16 protein-coding genes are annotated in these 17,099 nt (G+C 69.8%); 8 read left to right on the forward strand and 8 right to left on the reverse strand.

All coding sequences use genetic code 11. From position 1 onward, the window contains the following. Positions 1-413 precede the first annotated feature (413 nt). Positions 414-1,055: a DNA-3-methyladenine glycosylase gene (locus ABZX90_RS42965; protein ID WP_351134891.1), complete on the reverse strand. Its 642-nt coding sequence runs from the start codon at positions 1,053-1,055 to the stop codon at positions 414-416. 220 nt (positions 1,056-1,275) lie between these two features. Between ABZX90_RS42965 and ABZX90_RS42970 the strand changes: the two genes are divergently transcribed. The 3 genes from ABZX90_RS42970 (at position 1,276) to ABZX90_RS42980 (ending at position 3,292) form a co-directional block, all read left to right on the forward strand. Beyond that, on the forward strand, positions 1,276-2,061 hold the full coding sequence (locus ABZX90_RS42970) for a sporulation protein (RefSeq protein ID WP_351134889.1): 786 nt from the start codon (positions 1,276-1,278) through the stop codon (positions 2,059-2,061). 38 nt (positions 2,062-2,099) lie between these two features. Further along, positions 2,100-2,639, forward strand: a complete 540-nt coding sequence (locus ABZX90_RS42975; protein ID WP_351134887.1) for a YbhB/YbcL family Raf kinase inhibitor-like protein — start codon at positions 2,100-2,102, stop codon at positions 2,637-2,639. 146 nt (positions 2,640-2,785) lie between these two features. Further along, a complete protein-coding gene (locus ABZX90_RS42980) occupies positions 2,786-3,292 on the forward strand; it encodes an HNH endonuclease (RefSeq protein WP_261703218.1) in 507 nt (168 codons plus the stop codon). Positions 3,293-3,349: 57 nt separating this feature from the next. Here the strand turns inward: ABZX90_RS42980 and ABZX90_RS42985 are convergent, their stop codons facing one another. The 3 genes from ABZX90_RS42985 to ABZX90_RS42995 form a co-directional block, all read right to left on the reverse strand. Next, positions 3,350-4,309 carry an SPFH domain-containing protein gene (locus ABZX90_RS42985; RefSeq protein ID WP_266757140.1) on the reverse strand — a complete coding sequence of 320 codons (960 nt, stop codon included), beginning with the start codon at positions 4,307-4,309 and terminating at the stop codon, positions 3,350-3,352. 130 nt (positions 4,310-4,439) lie between these two features. Beyond that, positions 4,440-4,874: an NfeD family protein gene (locus ABZX90_RS42990; RefSeq protein ID WP_355213627.1), complete on the reverse strand. Its 435-nt coding sequence runs from the start codon at positions 4,872-4,874 to the stop codon at positions 4,440-4,442. Positions 4,875-4,969: 95 nt separating this feature from the next. Beyond that, the gene (locus ABZX90_RS42995) at positions 4,970-5,761 is read right to left on the reverse strand and encodes an ABC transporter ATP-binding protein (RefSeq protein WP_351134883.1); all 792 of its coding nucleotides are present in this window, start codon (positions 5,759-5,761) and stop codon (positions 4,970-4,972) included. 121 nt (positions 5,762-5,882) lie between these two features. Between ABZX90_RS42995 and ABZX90_RS43000 the strand changes: the two genes are divergently transcribed. After that, positions 5,883-6,671, forward strand: coding sequence for a hypothetical protein (locus ABZX90_RS43000; RefSeq protein ID WP_351134881.1), 789 nt, complete (start codon positions 5,883-5,885; stop codon positions 6,669-6,671). Between the two features lie 335 nt (positions 6,672-7,006). Here ABZX90_RS43000 and ABZX90_RS43005 read toward each other — a convergent pair whose 3' ends face one another. The 3 genes from ABZX90_RS43005 to ABZX90_RS43015 form a co-directional block, all read right to left on the reverse strand. Then, the gene (locus ABZX90_RS43005; RefSeq protein WP_351134879.1) at positions 7,007-7,252 is read right to left on the reverse strand and encodes a chaplin; all 246 of its coding nucleotides are present in this window, start codon (positions 7,250-7,252) and stop codon (positions 7,007-7,009) included. Between the two features lie 220 nt (positions 7,253-7,472). Then, positions 7,473-8,114: a response regulator transcription factor gene (locus tag ABZX90_RS43010; RefSeq protein WP_355213628.1), complete on the reverse strand. Its 642-nt coding sequence runs from the start codon at positions 8,112-8,114 to the stop codon at positions 7,473-7,475. Then, positions 8,107-9,270 (reverse strand): GAF domain-containing sensor histidine kinase, encoded by a 1,164-nt coding sequence (locus ABZX90_RS43015; RefSeq protein ID WP_351134875.1) that lies wholly within the window; start codon positions 9,268-9,270, stop codon positions 8,107-8,109. The genes ABZX90_RS43010 and ABZX90_RS43015 overlap by 8 nt, the downstream gene beginning before the upstream one ends. Before the next feature lie 186 nt (positions 9,271-9,456). On the opposite strand from ABZX90_RS43015, the gene ABZX90_RS43020 reads away from it, so the two are divergent. The 3 genes from ABZX90_RS43020 to ABZX90_RS43030 all read left to right on the forward strand — a co-directional run bounded on the left by ABZX90_RS43020 (position 9,457) and on the right by ABZX90_RS43030 (position 12,366). After that, on the forward strand, positions 9,457-10,152 hold the full coding sequence (locus ABZX90_RS43020; RefSeq protein ID WP_351134873.1) for an SDR family NAD(P)-dependent oxidoreductase: 696 nt from the start codon (positions 9,457-9,459) through the stop codon (positions 10,150-10,152). Beyond that, positions 10,149-11,276, forward strand: coding sequence for an S-adenosylmethionine:tRNA ribosyltransferase-isomerase (locus ABZX90_RS43025; RefSeq protein WP_351134871.1), 1,128 nt, complete (start codon positions 10,149-10,151; stop codon positions 11,274-11,276). Before ABZX90_RS43020 ends, ABZX90_RS43025 begins: the two co-directional genes overlap by 4 nt. Positions 11,277-11,568: 292 nt before the next feature. Next, positions 11,569-12,366 carry a transglycosylase SLT domain-containing protein gene (locus ABZX90_RS43030; protein ID WP_355213629.1) on the forward strand — a complete coding sequence of 266 codons (798 nt, stop codon included), beginning with the start codon at positions 11,569-11,571 and terminating at the stop codon, positions 12,364-12,366. Between the two features lie 82 nt (positions 12,367-12,448). Here the strand turns inward: ABZX90_RS43030 and ABZX90_RS43035 are convergent, their stop codons facing one another. Further along, positions 12,449-14,938 carry an FHA domain-containing protein gene (locus tag ABZX90_RS43035; RefSeq protein ID WP_355213630.1) on the reverse strand — a complete coding sequence of 830 codons (2,490 nt, stop codon included), beginning with the start codon at positions 14,936-14,938 and terminating at the stop codon, positions 12,449-12,451. Positions 14,939-15,177: 239 nt separating this feature from the next. On the opposite strand from ABZX90_RS43035, the gene ABZX90_RS43040 reads away from it, so the two are divergent. Beyond that, positions 15,178-16,989, forward strand: a complete 1,812-nt coding sequence (locus ABZX90_RS43040; RefSeq protein ID WP_355213631.1) for a streptophobe family protein — start codon at positions 15,178-15,180, stop codon at positions 16,987-16,989. The last annotated feature ends 110 nt before the right edge of the window (positions 16,990-17,099 follow it).

A 17,099-nucleotide genomic window follows, 5' to 3' on the forward strand; every position in this document is an offset into this window, starting at 1 on the left:
CTCTCGGGCTTTCCTCCGGGCGCTTCCCTTCGGTCTTGCGTTTCCGACTCTATCAGACCGTTTCCGTATCCGATTTCCTCGGTGCTTTCCAGGTTCCCGCTTCCGCGTTTCCCTTTCCGGCGAGTCCGACTCTATCAGATCCTTTCGGGCCTGACTCCCAGTCAGCGGGGCTTTGTCTTCGGGCCTTTTAGCGCTTTCGCGTTTCGTGGCCTTTCGACATTCACTACGTTAGCCGATTCCCTCGGCGACTCATAATCGAGTTCCGCGGGTTCGAATTCAGACGTGCAGGCACGCCGAATAAGCCCCCGCTGCGGGGAAGTCGTAGGTAGTGGGTTGGCCGCTCTCGGCTGCTGGCTGAACGCCGTAACCGGTTCAAGCGGCTCGGGCTACATTACGGATCCCCCAGAGACGCGTCAAGTTGAGCGGCGGCGGGGCGCGTGGGCTCGATAGGGGCTCACGGTCGGGTCGTTGGCGATCCAGAAGCGCCAGGGGTGGACGCCTCCGTCGCCGGAGACTCCGGTGCGCGGCCCGTTGCGCACCTGGTCGGAGGGGACGGGGGTACCCCTCAGCAGGGTCAGGGGCGAGCCCTCGGGACCGCAGGCGTCCGTGCCGTCGAGGGATCGGTCCACCCCGAGTGCGGTCGCGAGGCGAGCCGGCCCTTTGGCCAGTTCCTTGTCGTATCGGGCCGAGAGTCGACGTTTGCGGGCGAGATCCGCGCCCTCGGTGACCTCCCCCGCCCGGAGCAGGACTCCGCTCGGCATGCCCTCCGGGCCGCACACCAGGTTCATGCAGTGCCACATGCCGTAGGTGAAGTAGACGTACACATGACCGGGCGGCCCGAACATCACGCCGTTGCGGGCCGTGCGGCCGCGGTAGGCGTGCGAGCCGGGGTCGTTCGGACCGTCGTAGGCCTCGACCTCCGTGAGGCGCAGTTCGATCGGACCGTCCGGGGTGACGCGTACAAGGACGCGTCCCAGGAGGTCGGGGGCGACGTCCAGTACGGGGCGGTCGAAGAAGTCGCGCGTCAGGGGCGTACGGTCAGGGGCCGCGATCATGGCGTACGAGCGTAGTCCAGCCGACCTGACCGCTGCGGAGGAGTCCGGAGCGGTTCGGAGCAGTCCGGACGGATGCTTGCCGGCGGGGTGGTCAAGGGTCCTCTCCCTTGTAAGGGTGAGGACGCGGAACCGGTCGGGGCTGGATCGCGTTTGTAGGGATCAAGGGATCCATACGGACACAGGACGGAACAGGCGTTTCGCCTGGGGAGGAAGTGACGACATGGGGTTCAAGCGGCTGCTTGCGAGCATGGGGGCCGGTGGGGCTTCGGTCGAGACGGTGCTGACCGAGGCCAACACCGTTCCGGGCGGCGTCGTCCAGGGTGAGGTGCGGATCCAGGGCGGTTCGGTCAACCAGTCGATCGAGGGTCTGTCGGTCGGTCTGCAGGCCAAGGTCGAGGTCGAGGGACACGACGACCAGGAGTACAAGCAGGACATCGAGTTCACGAAGCTGCGGCTCGGCGGGGCCTTCGAGCTGCAGGCCGGTGCCGTGCACGCGGTCCCGTTCGGGCTGGAGATTCCGTGGGAGACGCCGATCACCACGATCGACGGGCAGAGCCTGCGCGGAATGCACATCGGTGTGACCACCGAGCTGGAGATCGCCCGCGCCATCGACTCGGGTGACCTCGACCCGATCAACGTGCACCCGCTGCCGGCGCAGAAGGCCATCCTCGACGCCTTCATCCAGCTGGGCTTCCGCTTCAAGAACGCGGACATGGAGCGCGGCCAGATCCGGGGCACCCGTCAGCGGCTGCCGTTCTACCAGGAGATCGAGTTCTACCCGCCGTCGCAGTACCGCGGGCTTAACCAGGTGGAGCTGAGCTTCGTCGCCGACGACCGTGCGATGGACGTCATCCTGGAGATGGACAAGAAGCCGGGTCTCTTCAGTGAGGGCAGCGACTCGTTCCGTTCCTTCCAGGTGGGTCTGCACGACTTCCAGGGCACGGACTGGGCCGGATACCTGAACCAGTGGCTGTCGGAGGTCGGCAGCAAGCGCAGCTGGTTCTAGGCTCGGAGCACGGATTCCGCCGTTCAGGAGGTACTGACGTGACCGAGCTCAAGAGGCCGCCGCTCCCCCACGACTTCCATCCGCCGGTGCCTGCGTTCACGGTCGCCAGTGAGGACGTCGAGCCGGGCGCGGTACTCAAGGACGCTCAGGTCCACGCGGCGGGGAACACCTCGCCGCAGCTGAGCTGGGAGGGCTTCCCGCCGGAGACCAAGAGCTTCGCCGTGACGTGCTTCGATCCCGACGCCCCGACGGGGAGCGGGTTCTGGCACTGGGTGCTGTTCGACATTCCGGCCTCGGTGACGGAGCTGCCGACGGGCGCGGGCAGCGGCAAGTTCGAGGGGCTGCCCGAAGGCTCGGTCCAGGTGCGCAACGACTACGGGTCCCGGGACTTCGGTGGCGCCGCGCCGCCGGCCGGGGATCCCGCGCACCGGTACGTCTTCACGGTGTACGCCGTGGATCAGGAGAAGCTCGGTCCTGACGCGGAGGTGTCGCCCGCCGTGGTGGGCTTCAATCTGCGGTTCCATACGCTGGCGCGCGCCCAGCTCATCGGCGAGTACGCCGCTCCCGCGCAAGACTGACGTTCACTGAACGTTTGCCCGCCTCTGGTCTTGGAAGTGATCAGGGGCGGGCATTTTTTATTGCGTTGTCCATCTCGGCGTGCCCGGCCAGAGTTGATCCCAGCCCGCCGTTGGGTGGGCCGGTGCGCATAGAGGAGGTGGGCTGCATGCGGGACACGCTGGTACTGAACGCGAGCTTTGAGCCGCTGTCGACGGTGACGTTGAACCGAGCCGTCGTTCTGGTGCTGCAGGACAAGGCCGTCGTCGAGCAGGCCCACCCCGAACTGCGCATGCGCGGAGCCGCCCTGGACATACCCGTGCCCCGGGTGATCCGGCTCTGCCGCTACGTCCGGGTGCCGTTTCGAAGACAAGCGCCGTGGTCGAGGCGGGGTGTGCTGGTACGTGACCGGCACAGGTGCGCCTACTGCGGGCGCCGGGCGACGACCGTGGACCACGTCGTCCCGCGCGCCCAGGGCGGTCAGGACTCATGGCTGAACACGGTCGCCTCCTGCGCCGAGGACAACCACCGCAAGGCGGACCGTACGCCGGAGCAGGCCCAGATGCCGTTGCTGCGGCAGCCGTTCGAGCCGACGCCCGCGGACGCCATGCTGCTGGCGCTCGGCCAGGACGACTTCGACGCGCTGCCGGAGTGGCTGGCCCAGCCGGCCGCGTAGCCCGTACGACGATGGGGCCCACCTCCCGCGGGAGGTGGGCCCCATCGTCGTACGGCATCAGTCAGTGATGGACGGCTTCTCGCGGCGTTCCTTGCCGCCGCCGGAGTCTCCGGAGGATCCTCGGTTGCCCGAACCGCCGCCCAGGCCGCCGAAGTTGCCCATGGCGCCGCTCAGACCCTTGAGGGCGTCGCCGATCTCGCTGGGCACGATCCAGAGCTTGTTGGCGTCACCCTCGGCGATCTTCGGGAGCATCTGGAGGTACTGGTAGGAGAGGAGCTTCTGGTCCGGGTCTCCGGCGTGGATGGCCTCGAAGACCGTACGGACGGCCTGGGCCTCGCCCTCGGCGCGCAGGGCCGCGGCCTTGGCCTCACCTTCGGCGCGCAGGATCGCGGACTGCTTCTCGCCTTCGGCGGTGAGGATCTGCGACTGGCGGATGCCTTCCGCGGTGAGGATCGCGGCGCGCTTGTCACGGTCGGCGCGCATCTGCTTCTCCATCGAGTCCTGGATGGAGGTGGGCGGTTCGATCGCCTTGAGTTCGACGCGGTTGACGCGGATGCCCCACTTGCCGGTGGCCTCGTCGAGGACGCCGCGCAGGGCCGCGTTGATCTCCTCGCGGGAGGTCAGGGTCCGCTCCAGGTCCATGCCGCCGATGATGTTGCGGAGGGTGGTGACGGTGAGCTGCTCGATCGCCTGGATGTAGCTGGCGACCTCGTACGTCGCGGCTCGCGCGTCGGTGACCTGGTAGTAGATGACGGTGTCGATGTTGACGACCAGGTTGTCCTGGGTGATCACCGGCTGCGGCGGGAAGGGGACCACCTGCTCGCGCAGGTCGATCCGGTTGCGGATCGAGTCTATGAACGGGACGACGATGTTGAGGCCGGCGTTCAGTGTCCGCGTGTAGCGGCCGAAGCGCTCGACGATGGCGGCGCTGGCCTGTGGGATGACCTGGATGGTCTTGATCAGGGCGATGAAGACCAACACCACCAGAATGATCAGGACGATGATGATCGGTTCCATCGATGCTCCCCGTACCCTTCTCCACTCGGTAATTCCGAAAGATCTTATGGGTGTTTAAGATCTTGCTGGACGAGTGTGACAGAACGTCGTCTGCCACGTGGGGCGTTCGGTTCACTTGCGTTGTACGAGGTCACATGACGATCGCCTTGGCTCCGTCGATGTCGACGACATCGACTTCCTGGCCCACCTCGTAGGCCTGTCCGGCGTCGAGGGAGCGCGCCGACCAGATCTCTCCCCCGAGTTTGATGCGGCCGTCGCCCGAACCGTCCACACGCTCAAGGACGATGGCCTGCTTGCCCTTCAACGCCTCCACGCCGGTGGCGAGTTGGGGGCGTTGGGCGCTGTGCCGGGCGGCGATGGGCCGTACGACGGCGATGAGCGCGACCGACACGGCCACGAAGACGAGCACTTGGAGGACGACACCGCCACCGAGGCCCGCCACGACCGCTCCGGCGACGGCGCCCACGGCGAGCATGCCGAACTCCGGCATCGCGGTCACCACGAGGGGGATGCCGAGCCCGGCCGCGCCGATCAGCCACCACACCCATGCGTTGATGTCGTTCACATGGTCATGGTAGGACCGCACTCCCCCGGCGGACAGAGCGCGCGATCAAGTCGGGTACGCCGGGTGAGGGGTGTGCGTCCGCGTGCTGTGGCGGTTCAGGCCATCGGGAGGCCCTGCGCGGTCCAGCGTTCGCCGACCTGCTCGACGACGAGCGGGAGGCCGAAGCAGAGGGAGAGGTTGCGCGAGGTGAGTTCGAGCTCGAGCGGGCCCGCGGCGAGGACCTTGCCCTGACGGATCATCAGGACGTGGGTGAAGCCGGGAGCGATCTCCTCGACGTGGTGCGTGACCATGATCATGGAGGGGGCGATCGGGTCGCGGGCGAGGCGGCCGAGGCGGCGCACCAGGTCCTCGCGGCCGCCGAGGTCGAGGCCGGCCGCGGGCTCGTCGAGGAGGAGCAGCTCGGGGTCGGTCATCAGGGCGCGGGCGATCAGGGTGCGCTTGCGCTCGCCCTCGGAGAGGGTGCCGAACTTGCGGTCCAGGTAGTCGCTCATGCCGAGGCGGTCGAGGAAGGCCCGGGCGCGCTGCTCGTCGATGTCCTCGTAGTCCTCGTGCCATCCGGCGGTCATGCCGTAGGCCGCGGTGAGGACCGTCTGCAGGACCGTCTGGCGCTTGGGGAGCTTCTCGGCCATCGCGATCCCGGCGATGCCGATGCGCGGGCGCAGCTCGAAGACGTCGACCTGGCCGAGGGTCTCACCGAGGATCGTGGCGGTGCCCGAGCTGGGGAAGAGGTAGCTGGAGGCGACGTTCAGGAGCGTCGTCTTCCCGGCGCCGTTGGGACCGAGAATGACCCAGCGCTCCCCCTCCTTGACCGACCAGGAGACCTGGTCCACCAGAGCCCGGCCCTCGCGGACCACGGATACGTCCACCAGCTCCAGTACATCGCTCATGAGCGCGTTGTCTCCCATTGCAGTCTCGGCCGTCGCTTACGTCTGTGGACGCAGCCCCCAGGGAAAACCTACGCCACCAGTCGGCCACACCGATCCATCGGTCGGTCCTTAGGGTGGGGGCATGCTCTCGGAACCACGCTCAGGACAACTGGCCGCATGGGGAAATGCCCTATTGGCCGGACTTGTTTCTCCGGACGACGCCGTGCTCGCCATCGTCGGCGAGGACGCGGTGCACCGGGTCGAGGGACTGCCGGGCGAGTCGGGGCCCGTCGGGCTCACGCTCGCCCTCGGCCGGCTGCGCGCGCTCGGGGTGACCGGGCTGCGGGTCGCGCTGCCCGCGCCGGGGCATCCCCTCGGGCTCAGTGGACCGCCCGCGTTCAACGCGCGCGCCCTCGACGCCGAGGAGGCCGTGGTGTGCCACGGCGCGGCGCTGGGGCTCGTGCCGGAGGTGTACGAGGCCGGGCCGGTCGGCGATGTGCACGTCGAGGTGGTCTGGCACTGCCTCGCCGTACGCGAGGCGCCGCCCGCCGATGTGCCCTCGCTCGGGGAGGCCGAACGGGAACTGGCGGAGGCGCTCCGCGACGCGACGGAGGTGCTGTCACGGCTGGACGTGGCCGGGTCGGGGCCGGTCGCGGAGGCGGCGATCTCGGCGTACCGGGCGCGGGCCGAGCGGGGACGGGAGGTGCTGGCCCCCGGGTACCCGCCGCGTGCGGTCCGCGTGTTGGAGCTGGCCCAGCGGGTCGGGATGCTGATTTCCGTGGCGTACGAAAGCGGGCACGGCGGGGCGGTGAGCGCGTCGGAGATCGCCGCTCGGGCCGAGGCCCTGCGGCCGGTGGAGCGGACGGCTCGGCGCGCTCAGGTGGCCGCGTTCAACGCGTTCGTGGAGGAACGCGAGCGCGGAGTGCGCTGAGCGCCGCCCGGCACCTCTCGCGGGGCCTCCGGCGCCGGGTTGCGGGCCTGCGACACCCCGGCGCCTCGCGTGACCCGGGTGCACGGGGTGCACGGGGTGCACGGGGTGCACGGGGTGCACGGGGTGCACGGGGTGCACGGTCACGCGAAGCGCCGGGGGCACGGGTGCCTACCCGCTCGGGGCCTGGCCGGAGTCAGGGGCGGCACGGGGAGACGGCAGGGGGAGCGCGTGGCGGTGGGCCCGTCCGGTTCGGTCGGACGATGAGGCGACAGCCCGGCCGGCCTCCCAGGGGGTCCCTGGGAGGCCGGTGGTCGTGATCGTTCCGGTGGGGAACCTCAGCCGTTGAGGCCGAGGTTGCCGAAAGCCGGATTCAGAACGCCGATGACGTTCACGCTGTTGCCGACCGCGTTCACGGGAACGTGGACCGGGGCCTGGACGAGGTTGCCGGAGACGACGCCCGGGGAGCCCGCGGCTTTGCCGCCCGCCCACGAGCCGTCGGTCGCCGAGGCCATACCCGCACCGGCGGCGACCAGCCCACCCGCCACCATCGCGACAGCTGTGACCTTCTTCAGGTTCTTCACTTGTGAAACCCCTCCTCGCGAACACCGCGGCAGACCGCCGCAGCGCACTGGAGAACGGCCGAGCCTCTCGGAGGGTGCGCCATCCGGGTGACATACACACGACGGTATGAATCTCATCCCGGAGCGGAACCCTCCGACTTTCCGACCGGTCGCACGGTCCCGCCCGCCCTCCGAAGGGGTGCGCCGGAGCACGGATCCCCAGGTGAGCGGCCCCTGACGATCAGCCCGCGATCCCGTGCCGCACGGCCCAGAGCGCGGCCTGGGTGCGGTCGGAAAGATCGAGCTTCATCAGGATGTTCGAAACGTGGGTCTTCACCGTCTTCTCGGAGAGGACCAGGGCGCGGGCGATCTCCCGGTTGGAGCGGCCGTCCGCGATCAGGCAGAGCACCTCGCGCTCCCGTTCGGTGAGCGAACCACCTCTCCCCTGGCCCGAGTTGGCCTCCTCCTGGGACAGCAGGACGCCCGCGACCTCGGGTTGGAGAAGGATGTGCCCGGCGTGGACCGAGCGGATCGCTCCGGCCAGCGCGTCGGGATCCACGTCCTTGTACACGTACCCGGCGGCGCCCGCGCGCAGGGCCGGCACCACCGTGCGCTGCTCGGTGAAGCTGGTGACGATCAGCACGCGTGCGGGGTTGGCGAGTTCGCGGAGTTTGCGCAGCGCGTCGATGCCGTCCATCCCCGGCATCTTGACGTCCATGAGGACGACGTCCGGTTTCAACTCCTCGGCGCGGGCGACTCCTTCGGCCCCGTCGGACGCCTCTCCGACGACCTCGATGTCGTCCTGCACTTCGAGGAAGGTGCGCAGGCCCCGACGGACGACCTGGTGGTCGTCGACGAGCAGCACCTTGATTGCGTCAGCCACCAGGGACCTCCATCTCGATCATGGTGCCCTTTCCGGGCGCCGATTCCACGGTGAGTGTGCCGCCGACCCCGCTCGCCCGGTCCCGCATCGAGACCAGGCCGAGGTGGCGGCCGGCGCTGCGTATCGCGGTGGGGTCGAAGCCGCTGCCGTCGTCGGTGACGTGCAGGACGGCGCCGGGGCCGCGCCGGTCCAGGGTGACGTCGACGCGGGTGGCGCCGGAGTGCCGCAGCGCGTTGTGCAGGGCCTCCTGGGAGACGCGCAGCATCGCCTCCTCCTGGGAGGCGGGCAGCGCCCGAACACCGTGGCTGGAGAACGTCACGCGCGCGGAGTGGGCGCGGTCGAGGACCTGGATCTGGGTGCGCAGGGTGGCGACCAGGCCGTCCTCGTCGAGGGCGGCGGGGCGCAACTCGACCACGGCGGCCCGCAGTTCTTCGGTGGCCTCCGCGGCGAGTGCGGCCACCTGCTGGAGTTCGCCCTTGGCACGGGAGGGGTCGCGGTCGACGAGGGTGGCGGCGGCCTGCGCGGTGAGGCGCAGGGAGAACAGCTTCTGGCTGACGGCGTCGTGCAGTTCGTGCGCGAGCCGGGAGCGCTCCTCGGCGATCGTGAGCTCGCGGCTGCGCTCGTAGAGACGGGCGTTGGTCAGGGCGATCGCCGCGTGCTGGGCGAGGATGGTGAGGAGTTCCTCGTCGTCCTCGGTGAAGCCGCAGCCGTCCCGCTCGGGGCTCGGGTGTCCGCCCGCGGGGTGCAGTTTGTTCGCGAGGAAGAGCGCGCCGATGATCTCGTCGCCGTCGCGGATGGGCAGGCCCAGGAAGTCGGACATGTCGGGGTGGGCGGCGGGCCAGCCCTCGAAGCGGGGGTCCTTGCGCACGTCGGCCAGGCGCTCGGGGCGGGCCTCGCGGAGCATCGCGGCGAGGATGCCGTGCTGGCGCGGGAGCGGTCCGATGGCCTTCCACTGCGCGTCGCTGACACCGTCGACGACGAACTGGGCGAAGCCGCCGTGGTCGTCGGGCACGCCCAGCGCCGCGTACTGCGCGTCGAGCAGCTCGCGGGCCGAAGCGACGATCGTCTTGAGGACGTCGCGCACTTCGAGGTGCCTGCTCATGGCCAGCAGCGCGGAGCTCACCGCGTACAGGCCCGACCGGGGTCCGTGACTCATGAACCCAAACTACCGGCGGGGTGTGACACCGCGTATCGGACCCGTGAGGGCGCTCGCCGGGCCATTGGGCCTAGGACGAAGGGCCCCGGATCATTGCGGCCCGCGCACGAGGCGGCCGGACGGGCCCCGTTCCTACCGTGAGGGCATCCGCCGGGAAGGCGGGCCAGGGACGAGGGGACGGATGTCATGCCGGTAGCGATCATCACGGGGGCCTCGAAGGGACTGGGGAGGGCGCTCGGCGCGGCTCTGGCGGAGCGGGGCTGGGATCTGGTGCTCGACGCCAGAACGGCCGGGGTGCTGGAGGAGACCGCGGTGGCACTGTCCGCGTACGGGACGCGTGTGGAGGCCCTGCCCGGGGACGTGACGGAAGCCGGTCACCGTGCCGGGCTGGTGGCGGCGGCCCGGAAGCTGGGCGGTGTCGATCTCCTCGTGAACAACGCGAGCGCGCTGGGCGCCGAGCCGCTGGTGCGTCTGGAGGAGCTGGGTCTGGAAGGGCTGCGGCAGGCACTGGAGGTCAACGTGGTCGCCGCGCTGGGCCTGATCCAGGAGGCGCTGCCGCTGCTCCGGGCGGCCGGGGCGGGCACGGTCGTCGACATCAGTTCGGACGCCGGGGTGGAGGCGTACGAGACATGGGGCGGCTACGGCGCCTCGAAGGCCGCTCTCGACCGTGTCTCGGCCGTTCTCGCCGAGGAGGAGCCGGGCCTGCGGGTCTGGGCCGTGGACCCCGGGGACATGGGCACGGACCTCTATGCGGCCGCCGTACCGGGGGACGACGATCCGCGGCCGGCGCCGGAGAGTGTGGTTCCGGCCTTTCTGCGCCTGCTCGACGAACGGCCGCCCAGCGGGCGCTACGCGGCTCCGGCCCTGCTGGAGGAGCGATGACGACGGCTATGGGGGTTCCTCCGGTCGGGCGCGGCCGGGGGTGGGGAACGGTGCCGGAGGGGCTGTCGGCGCGGGTGCCCGCGGAGCAGCGCGGTCCCGGTCGCGACCGGGATTCCGTACGGCTGCTGGTGTCGCGCGGTGCCGAGGTGTCGCATCACGCGTTCGTGGAGCTGCCCCGGCAGCTGAGGGCCGGGGATCTGCTGATCGTCAACACCTCGGCCACCCTGGCGGCGGCCGTGGACGGGTGGATCGGCCCCGCGCGCGTGGTGGTGCATTTCTCCACGCGCGGCGATGACGGGCGGTGGGCGGTCGAGCTGCGGGATCCCGACGGCACGGGGACCACGCGTGCGCGTGCGGGCGGACCCGCGGGGGCAGTGGTGCGCCTGCCCGGGGACGTACACCTCGTCCTGGAGGAGCCGCTGACGGCGCGCGGTCCGCGGCTGTGGTGGGGGCGGGTGCCGGACACGGACGTGCCGGGGCTGCTGCGGCGGCACGGGCGGCCCATTCGCTACTCCTATACGGACCGGGACCAGCCGCTGTCCGCGTACCAGACGGTGTTCGCGCTGCCGTCCGACGACGGTGCGGGGAGCGCGGAGATGCCGAGCGCGGCGCGCCCCTTCACCTCGCGTCTGGTGGCGGAGCTGGTGAGCCGGGGGGTGCAGTTCGCGCCGATCACGCTGCACACCGGTGTCGCGTCGGCGGAGGCGCACGAGCCGCCGTACCCGGAACGGTACGAGGTGCCGGAGGCGTCGGCCCGGCTGATCAACGCGGCACGGGCCGGCGGCGGCCGGATCATCGCGGTCGGTACGACGGCCGTGCGGGCCGTGGAGTCAGCGACCGGCTCCGACGGGCTGGTCCGGGCGGCGAGGGGCTGGACCGATCTCGTGGTGACCCCGGAGCGGGGTGTACGGGCTGTCGACGGGCTGCTGACCGGGCTGCACGAGCCGGAGGCCTCGCATCTGCTGATGCTGGAGGCGATCGCGGGAGGGGCCGCTGTCGACCGCGGATACGAGGAGGCACTGCGCTTGCGCTACCTCTGGCACGAGTTCGGGGACGTGCACCTCATCCTCCCGGAGGAGGGCCCTCACGCTGAGCATTGCTCTCGCAACTGCCGGTCAGAATGACGTGGGGCCCATGTGAGCCCGCGCATAGGGCCCAGGTCACGTACGAAGGAGCATAGGAGATAAATGGGACAAGGTGAGCAGGGAAGACGTGCCACTCTGCCCCGATTTGCCCCTTCCGCGTCCACTACCTGACTTCGTAGGTCACACCTTTGCCAGGGCATTTTGTGGCCGCTAAGAATTGCGTTGTCGCTCAGCGCCGCGGGTTCCACCCCGCGGCGTTTGTTCCGGAAACACACAGTCCCCCACCGGGACGAAGAGCGACCTCCGCGCTATTCGAAGAGGTCCATCAGTCATGCCCAAGAACATCAACACTCCTGGTCATCGTCCGACGCTGACCAAGCTCCACAAGCTTTCGATCGCCGGTGTGGCCACCCTCGGTGCCGCCGCCCTCGCGTTCTCCCTGGTGCCGGGCAACTCCCAGTCCACCACGAACGACGCCGCCGTCTCCACGGCGAAGGTCGCCTACAGCGAGCAGCAGATCAAGGACGTCAAGGCCAGCGTCACCGACCAGCTGGCCGGCGCCGACCTGAAGGCCCAGGCGATCGCGGCGAAGAAGAAGGCCGCGGCCGACGCCACGGCCGACGCCAAGAAGAAGGCCGCAGACGCCGCAGCCGCCAAGAAGAAGGCCGCAGACGCCGCGGCCGCCAAGAAGAAGGCGGCCGCCCAGGCCGCCGCGAAGAAGAAGGCCGCCGCGTCGCGTGCCAAGGCCGCTGCCGCGAGCCGCTCGACGCAGCGCATCAAGATCGAGACGGTCGCCGCGAAGACGTACGCGAACAACCTCGACGGCTGGATCCGCGAGTCCCTCGACATCATGAAGGCGAAGGGCATCCCGGGCTCCTACAACGGGCTGCACCGCAACATCATGCGTGAGTCCTCGGGCAACCCGATGGCCATCAACAACTGGGACATCAACGCCATCAACGGCATCCCGTCGAAGGGCCTGCTGCAGGTCATCCCGCCGACGTTCAAGGCGTACCACGTGGCCGGCACCTCGTGGGACATCTACAACCCGGTCGCCAACATCACCGCCGCCGCCAACTACGCGGCCGACAAGTACGGTTCCATGGACAACGTGAACAGCGCGTACTGAGGGCTCAGCGCGGAGTTCCCACACAGACGCCGAAGGGCGGCACCCCGATCAGGGGTGCCGCCCTCGCGTCGTTCCCGGGCCTCTACTTGCGCATGACCTCGGGCTCGTGGCGGCGCAGGAAGCGGGCCACGAAGAAGCCGCAGGCGACACCGAGGACGATCAGCGCGATCATGTCGATCGTCCAGGCCCCGGCCGTGTGATCCCACAGCGGGTCCGTGCTCGTCGGGTCGTCCTGGTTCGGGAAGATGTTGTTCAGGTCCAGCGTGGCCCCGGACGCGGCCACCGCCCAGCGGGCCGGCATCAGGTACGAGAACTGGTTGACACCCACCGTGCCGTTCAGGATGAACAGACAGCCGGTGAAGACCACCTGGACGATCGCGAACATCACCAGCAGCGGCATGGTCTTCTCCGCGGTCTTCACCAGGGAGGAGATGATCAGGCCGAACATCATCGACACGAAGCCCAGAGCCATGATCGGCAGCGTGAGCTCGACCTTGGGCAGGCTCTTGAGGATCAGACCCTCGGACGGGACCTCGCGGCTGCCGAAGCCGATGGCGCCGACCAGCGCGCCCTGCAGCATGGTGATCACACCGAGGACGATCACCTTGGACATCAGGTACGCCGAACGCGACAGACCCGTCGCGCGCTCCCGCTCGTAGATCACCCGCTCCTTGATCAGCTCACGGACCGAGTTGGCGGCGCCCGCGAAACACGCCCCGACCGCGAGGATCAGCAGCACGGTCGTGGCCGTGCCGTTCGCGACATGCGCGCCCGACGGCAGGATCTTGTCGTTGACCAGCAGCGTCTTGCCGTTGTCGATGAGCAGGCTGACCGAGCCCAGGACAGCGGGCAGGATCACCGTCAGCGCGAGGAAGCCCTTGTCCGACACGATCACCGAGACATAGCGGCGCATCAGCGTCATCAGCTGGGAGCCCCAGCTCTGCGGCTTCGGCGGCTTCATCGCCTGCGCGGGCGGCATCTGCGTCGACTGCGGAGCCACCGCGTCGATGTCCGCGGCGTACATCTGGTAGTGCTGCGAGCCCTTCCAGCGGCCCGCCCAGTCGTAGTCGCGGTAGTTCTCGAACGCGGAGAAGACGTCGGCCCAGGTCTCGTAGCCGAAGAAGTTCAGCGCCTCCTCGGGCGGACCGAAGTAGGCGACGGAGCCGCCGGGCGCCATCACGAGGAGCTTGTCGCAGATCGCCAGCTCGGCCACCGAGTGGGTGACGACCAGGACCGTACGGCCGTCGTCGGCGAGGCCGCGCAGCAGCTGCATGACATCGCGGTCCATGCCCGGGTCGAGACCGGAGGTCGGCTCGTCCAGGAAGATCAGCGACGGCTTGGTGAGCAGCTCCAGGGCCACCGAGACGCGCTTGCGCTGGCCACCGGAGAGGGAGGTGACCTTCTTCTCCTTGTGGATGTCCAGCTTCAGCTCGCGCAGCACCTCGTCTATCCGGGCATCGCGCTCCTCGCCCGTGGTGTCCGCGGGGAAGCGCAGCTTGGCCGCGTACTTGAGGGCCTTCTTGACGGTCAGTTCCTTGTGCAGGATGTCGTCCTGCGGGACCAGACCGATGCGCTGCCGCAGCTCGGCGAACTGCTTGTACAGGTTCCGGTTGTCGTAGAGGACGTCACCCTGGTTGGCGGGGCGGTAGCCCGTGAGCGCCTTCAGGAGCGTCGACTTGCCGGAGCCCGACGGGCCGATGACCGCGACGAGCGACTTCTCGGGCACGCCGAAGGAGACGTCCTTGAGGATCTGCTTGCCGCCGTCGACGGTGACCGTCAGGTGGCGGGCCGAGAAGGAGACCTCACCGGTGTCGACGAACTCCTCGAGCCGGTCGCCGACCAGACGGAACGTCGAGTGGCCCACGCCGACGATGTCGTTCGGGCCGAGCAGCGCGGAGCCGCCCTTGGCGATCGGCATACCGTTGACGTACGTGCCGTTGTGCGAACCGAGATCGCGGATCTCGTAGCGGCCGTCCGGCGTCGCGTGGAACTCGGCGTGGTGGCGGGAGACCTGGAGGTCGGAGACCACCAGTTCGTTCTCCAGCGCACGGCCGATGCGCATCACACGGCCGAGCGAGAACTGGTGGAAGGTCGTCGGGCTGCGGTCGCCGTAGACCGGCGGCGCCCCCGCGCCACCACCGGGTCCCTGCTGCTGCGGAATGCCCGCCGCCGGCTGCGGCTGCCGCCTTCCCTGCTCCGGCGCCTGCGGTGTCGGCTGCTGAGCCCAGCCGGGTCCGGCGCCCTGCGCGGCGAACGGCTGCTGCTGCGCGACCGAGGCCGCCGCGCCGGACAGGTTCAGGCGCGGTCCGTCCGTCGCGTTGCCGAGATGCACGGCAGAACCGGGGCCGATCTCCATCTGGTGGATCCGCTGCCCCTGTACGAACGTGCCGTTGGTGCTCCCGTGGTCGTCGATGACCCAACTGCGGCCGTTCCAGCTGATCGTGGCGTGACGCCAGGAGACCCTGGCGTCCTCGAGCACGATGTCCCCCTGCGGATCACGTCCGAGGGCGTAAGGCCTGGACGCGTCGAGCGTCCAGGTCCGTCCATTCAATTCCAGTACGAGTTCCGGCACTCCAGCCCCACTGAGTTGTCCCCCGAGCTACCCCCATCACAGGGAGTCTAGGGATGTCGAACATCGTGGGGAACTATTTCAGTAGGAGCCCCCTGACCGAAAGTCGGGCCTTGTGAAGGATGGGTACGGGCGGGTTGCCCGTTTCCGTTGACGGGGTTGAAACCGGACCGGAGAGTGGTAATCCCCCGCGAGGGGGACATACGCGGGGATCACCGCGGCGCGGATCGGGGGGTCTGGCCATGAGTATCGAAACCGTGCACCACGGCGGGAGCACCAAGGGTGTGCCGTGGGGGGATGTGCTGTTGGCCGCGATCGCCTCCGTGAGCTGGGCGTTGATCGGCATGGCGGGCACCGCCGCGCTCGGTCTGCACCTTCTCGGGGCGGACACGACGGCCTCACTCGGCCCGATGACCGCCGCGGTGGTGGCTCTTGGGGCCAATGGTGCGGTGACGCCGTCCGGCGACGTCTCGGCCTTCGGGCTGAAGGGAGCGGAAGCGCACACCGCCATCCAGATCACGCCACTGGGAGTCGGACTGGTCGGCGCGCTGCTGCTGTCGTGGTTCTTCCTACGGTCCTTGCGGGGGGCCGGAGTTGTCATCACGCCGTCCGAACTCCTGGCGCGGGCGGGCTCGGTGGTCGTCCTCTTCGTGGCGACACTGGGCGGGCTCGCCTGGGCCGGCCATGACGTCATCACGATCGACGGCGGCAAGCTCGGGCTCGACAAGGTCACGGGGGGCGGCGGCGGGCTCGGGGACATCACGGACAAACTCCCGGGCGGGCTCGGGGATCTCGGCGGTCTGCTGCCGGACAGGATCGGCGACCTCGTGAACGCGAAGGCGGCCGTCGGCTTCTCCGTCGACACCGCGCCGACGTTGCTCGGCGGGGCCGCGTGGACCGCCGGGGTCCTGCTGATCGCCCTGCTGGCCTCCCGGCGTACGCCGTTGCCCCGCGGCTGGGACGCCGTGCACCGCGTGGTGCGGCCGGCCGCCTCCTCGCTCGTCGCGGTCCTGCTGGTCGCGGTCCTGGCCGGGCTCGCGGCGGCGGTGTACGCGGCGATCGGTGACGACCACCCGAAGCGCATCGCCGGAGCGGCACTGCTCGGTGCGCCCAACGGTGTGTGGCTGGGCATCCCCGTCGGGCTCTTCGTGCCCTGGGACGGCAAGGCCACGGGCGAGCTCGCCAAGCTGCTGCCCGATCCCCTGGACAAACTGCTGACCTTCGACACCGACCGGCCCGTCACGCTGGGACGGCTCGCCGAACTCGACGGCCGCGTATGGCTGTTGGCCGTCGCGGCCGCCCTCATGATGCTGTACGCGGGCGTCCTGACGGCCGCGCGTACGCCATTTGTACGGGCGGGGGATGCCGTCGCCGGGGGAGCACCGGGTGCCACGGATGTACGGGGCGAGGGTGCTCTGCGGTTCGCCGGGCGCTGCGCACTTCGGCTGGGCGTCGTGACGGCGCTGACACTGCCGCTGCTCGCGTGGTTGACGGAGGTGTCGGTGGACGCCTCCCTGTCCGTGCTCGGGTTCGACGCGTTCGGGGCGGGGATCGAGTTGCACGGGCGGTTGGGGGTCGCGCTGCTGCTGGGTGCCGTGTGGGGGGCGGGGGCCGGTGCGGTGGGGGCGTTGCTGGCCTGTGCGAGTGGGGCTGCGGGGCGGAGGGCTGCGGGGTTGGCACGGGGTGCCTTGGGGGGTGGGGGGCTTGGGGGGCTGGGCCGTGTTGGTGCGAGCTCCGGTGCGGGTTCGGGTTCGGGGGCTGGTGCTGGTGCCGGGGTCGGTGGGAGTGCTGGGCCGTACCGGCCTCAGGGGTCGTACCGGGCGCCCAACCCCGACACCAATCCGTATCTGAGGGTGCCGGACGAGTTGCGGGAGCCGGAGGATCGGGGGCCGGCGTCGGGGGGTTCTCGGGCACCTGGTGATGTGTACGGGGCGCCTACCGTGGTGGGGCCGATCGGGCTCCCGCCGAAGCGGAGGCCGGACGGGGCGCCGCCGCTGCCTCCTCCCCCGCCGGACGAGGGGCCGCCGCCGCGTCCGCGCAGGCCTCGGCGTTGAGAATGCGCTTGCGCCGGGGCCGGCGTCCGGGTGCGTTGTGGGTCGGGGCCGTGCCGGTACATCCGCCCGTCGCCGTTGGATCAGACGTGGGTTTCCGAGGGAGCCGCTGC

Source organism: Streptomyces sp. NPDC002935 (genome assembly GCF_040611295.1).
Taxonomy (GTDB): domain Bacteria; phylum Actinomycetota; class Actinomycetes; order Streptomycetales; family Streptomycetaceae; genus Streptomyces.

Excerpts from the sequence above, each read along its gene's own strand:
- ABZX90_RS42995 (WP_351134883.1), bottom strand. The coding sequence starts at position 5,761 with ATGAGCGATGTACTGGAGCTGGTGGACGTATCCGTGGTCCGCGAGGGC.
- ABZX90_RS42965 (WP_351134891.1), bottom strand. The coding sequence starts at position 1,055 with ATGATCGCGGCCCCTGACCGTACGCCCCTGACGCGCGACTTCTTCGAC.
- ABZX90_RS42985 (WP_266757140.1), bottom strand. The coding sequence starts at position 4,309 with ATGGAACCGATCATCATCGTCCTGATCATTCTGGTGGTGTTGGTCTTC.
- ABZX90_RS43040 (WP_355213631.1), top strand. The coding sequence starts at position 15,178 with ATGAGTATCGAAACCGTGCACCACGGCGGGAGCACCAAGGGTGTGCCG.
- ABZX90_RS43030 (WP_355213629.1), top strand. The coding sequence starts at position 11,569 with ATGCCCAAGAACATCAACACTCCTGGTCATCGTCCGACGCTGACCAAG.
- ABZX90_RS42970 (WP_351134889.1), top strand. The coding sequence starts at position 1,276 with ATGGGGTTCAAGCGGCTGCTTGCGAGCATGGGGGCCGGTGGGGCTTCG.
- ABZX90_RS43020 (WP_351134873.1), top strand. The coding sequence starts at position 9,457 with ATGCCGGTAGCGATCATCACGGGGGCCTCGAAGGGACTGGGGAGGGCG.
- ABZX90_RS43025 (WP_351134871.1), top strand. The coding sequence starts at position 10,149 with ATGACGACGGCTATGGGGGTTCCTCCGGTCGGGCGCGGCCGGGGGTGG.
- ABZX90_RS42980 (WP_261703218.1), top strand. The coding sequence starts at position 2,786 with ATGCGGGACACGCTGGTACTGAACGCGAGCTTTGAGCCGCTGTCGACG.
- ABZX90_RS43015 (WP_351134875.1), bottom strand. The coding sequence starts at position 9,270 with ATGAGTCACGGACCCCGGTCGGGCCTGTACGCGGTGAGCTCCGCGCTG.
- ABZX90_RS43000 (WP_351134881.1), top strand. The coding sequence starts at position 5,883 with ATGCTCTCGGAACCACGCTCAGGACAACTGGCCGCATGGGGAAATGCC.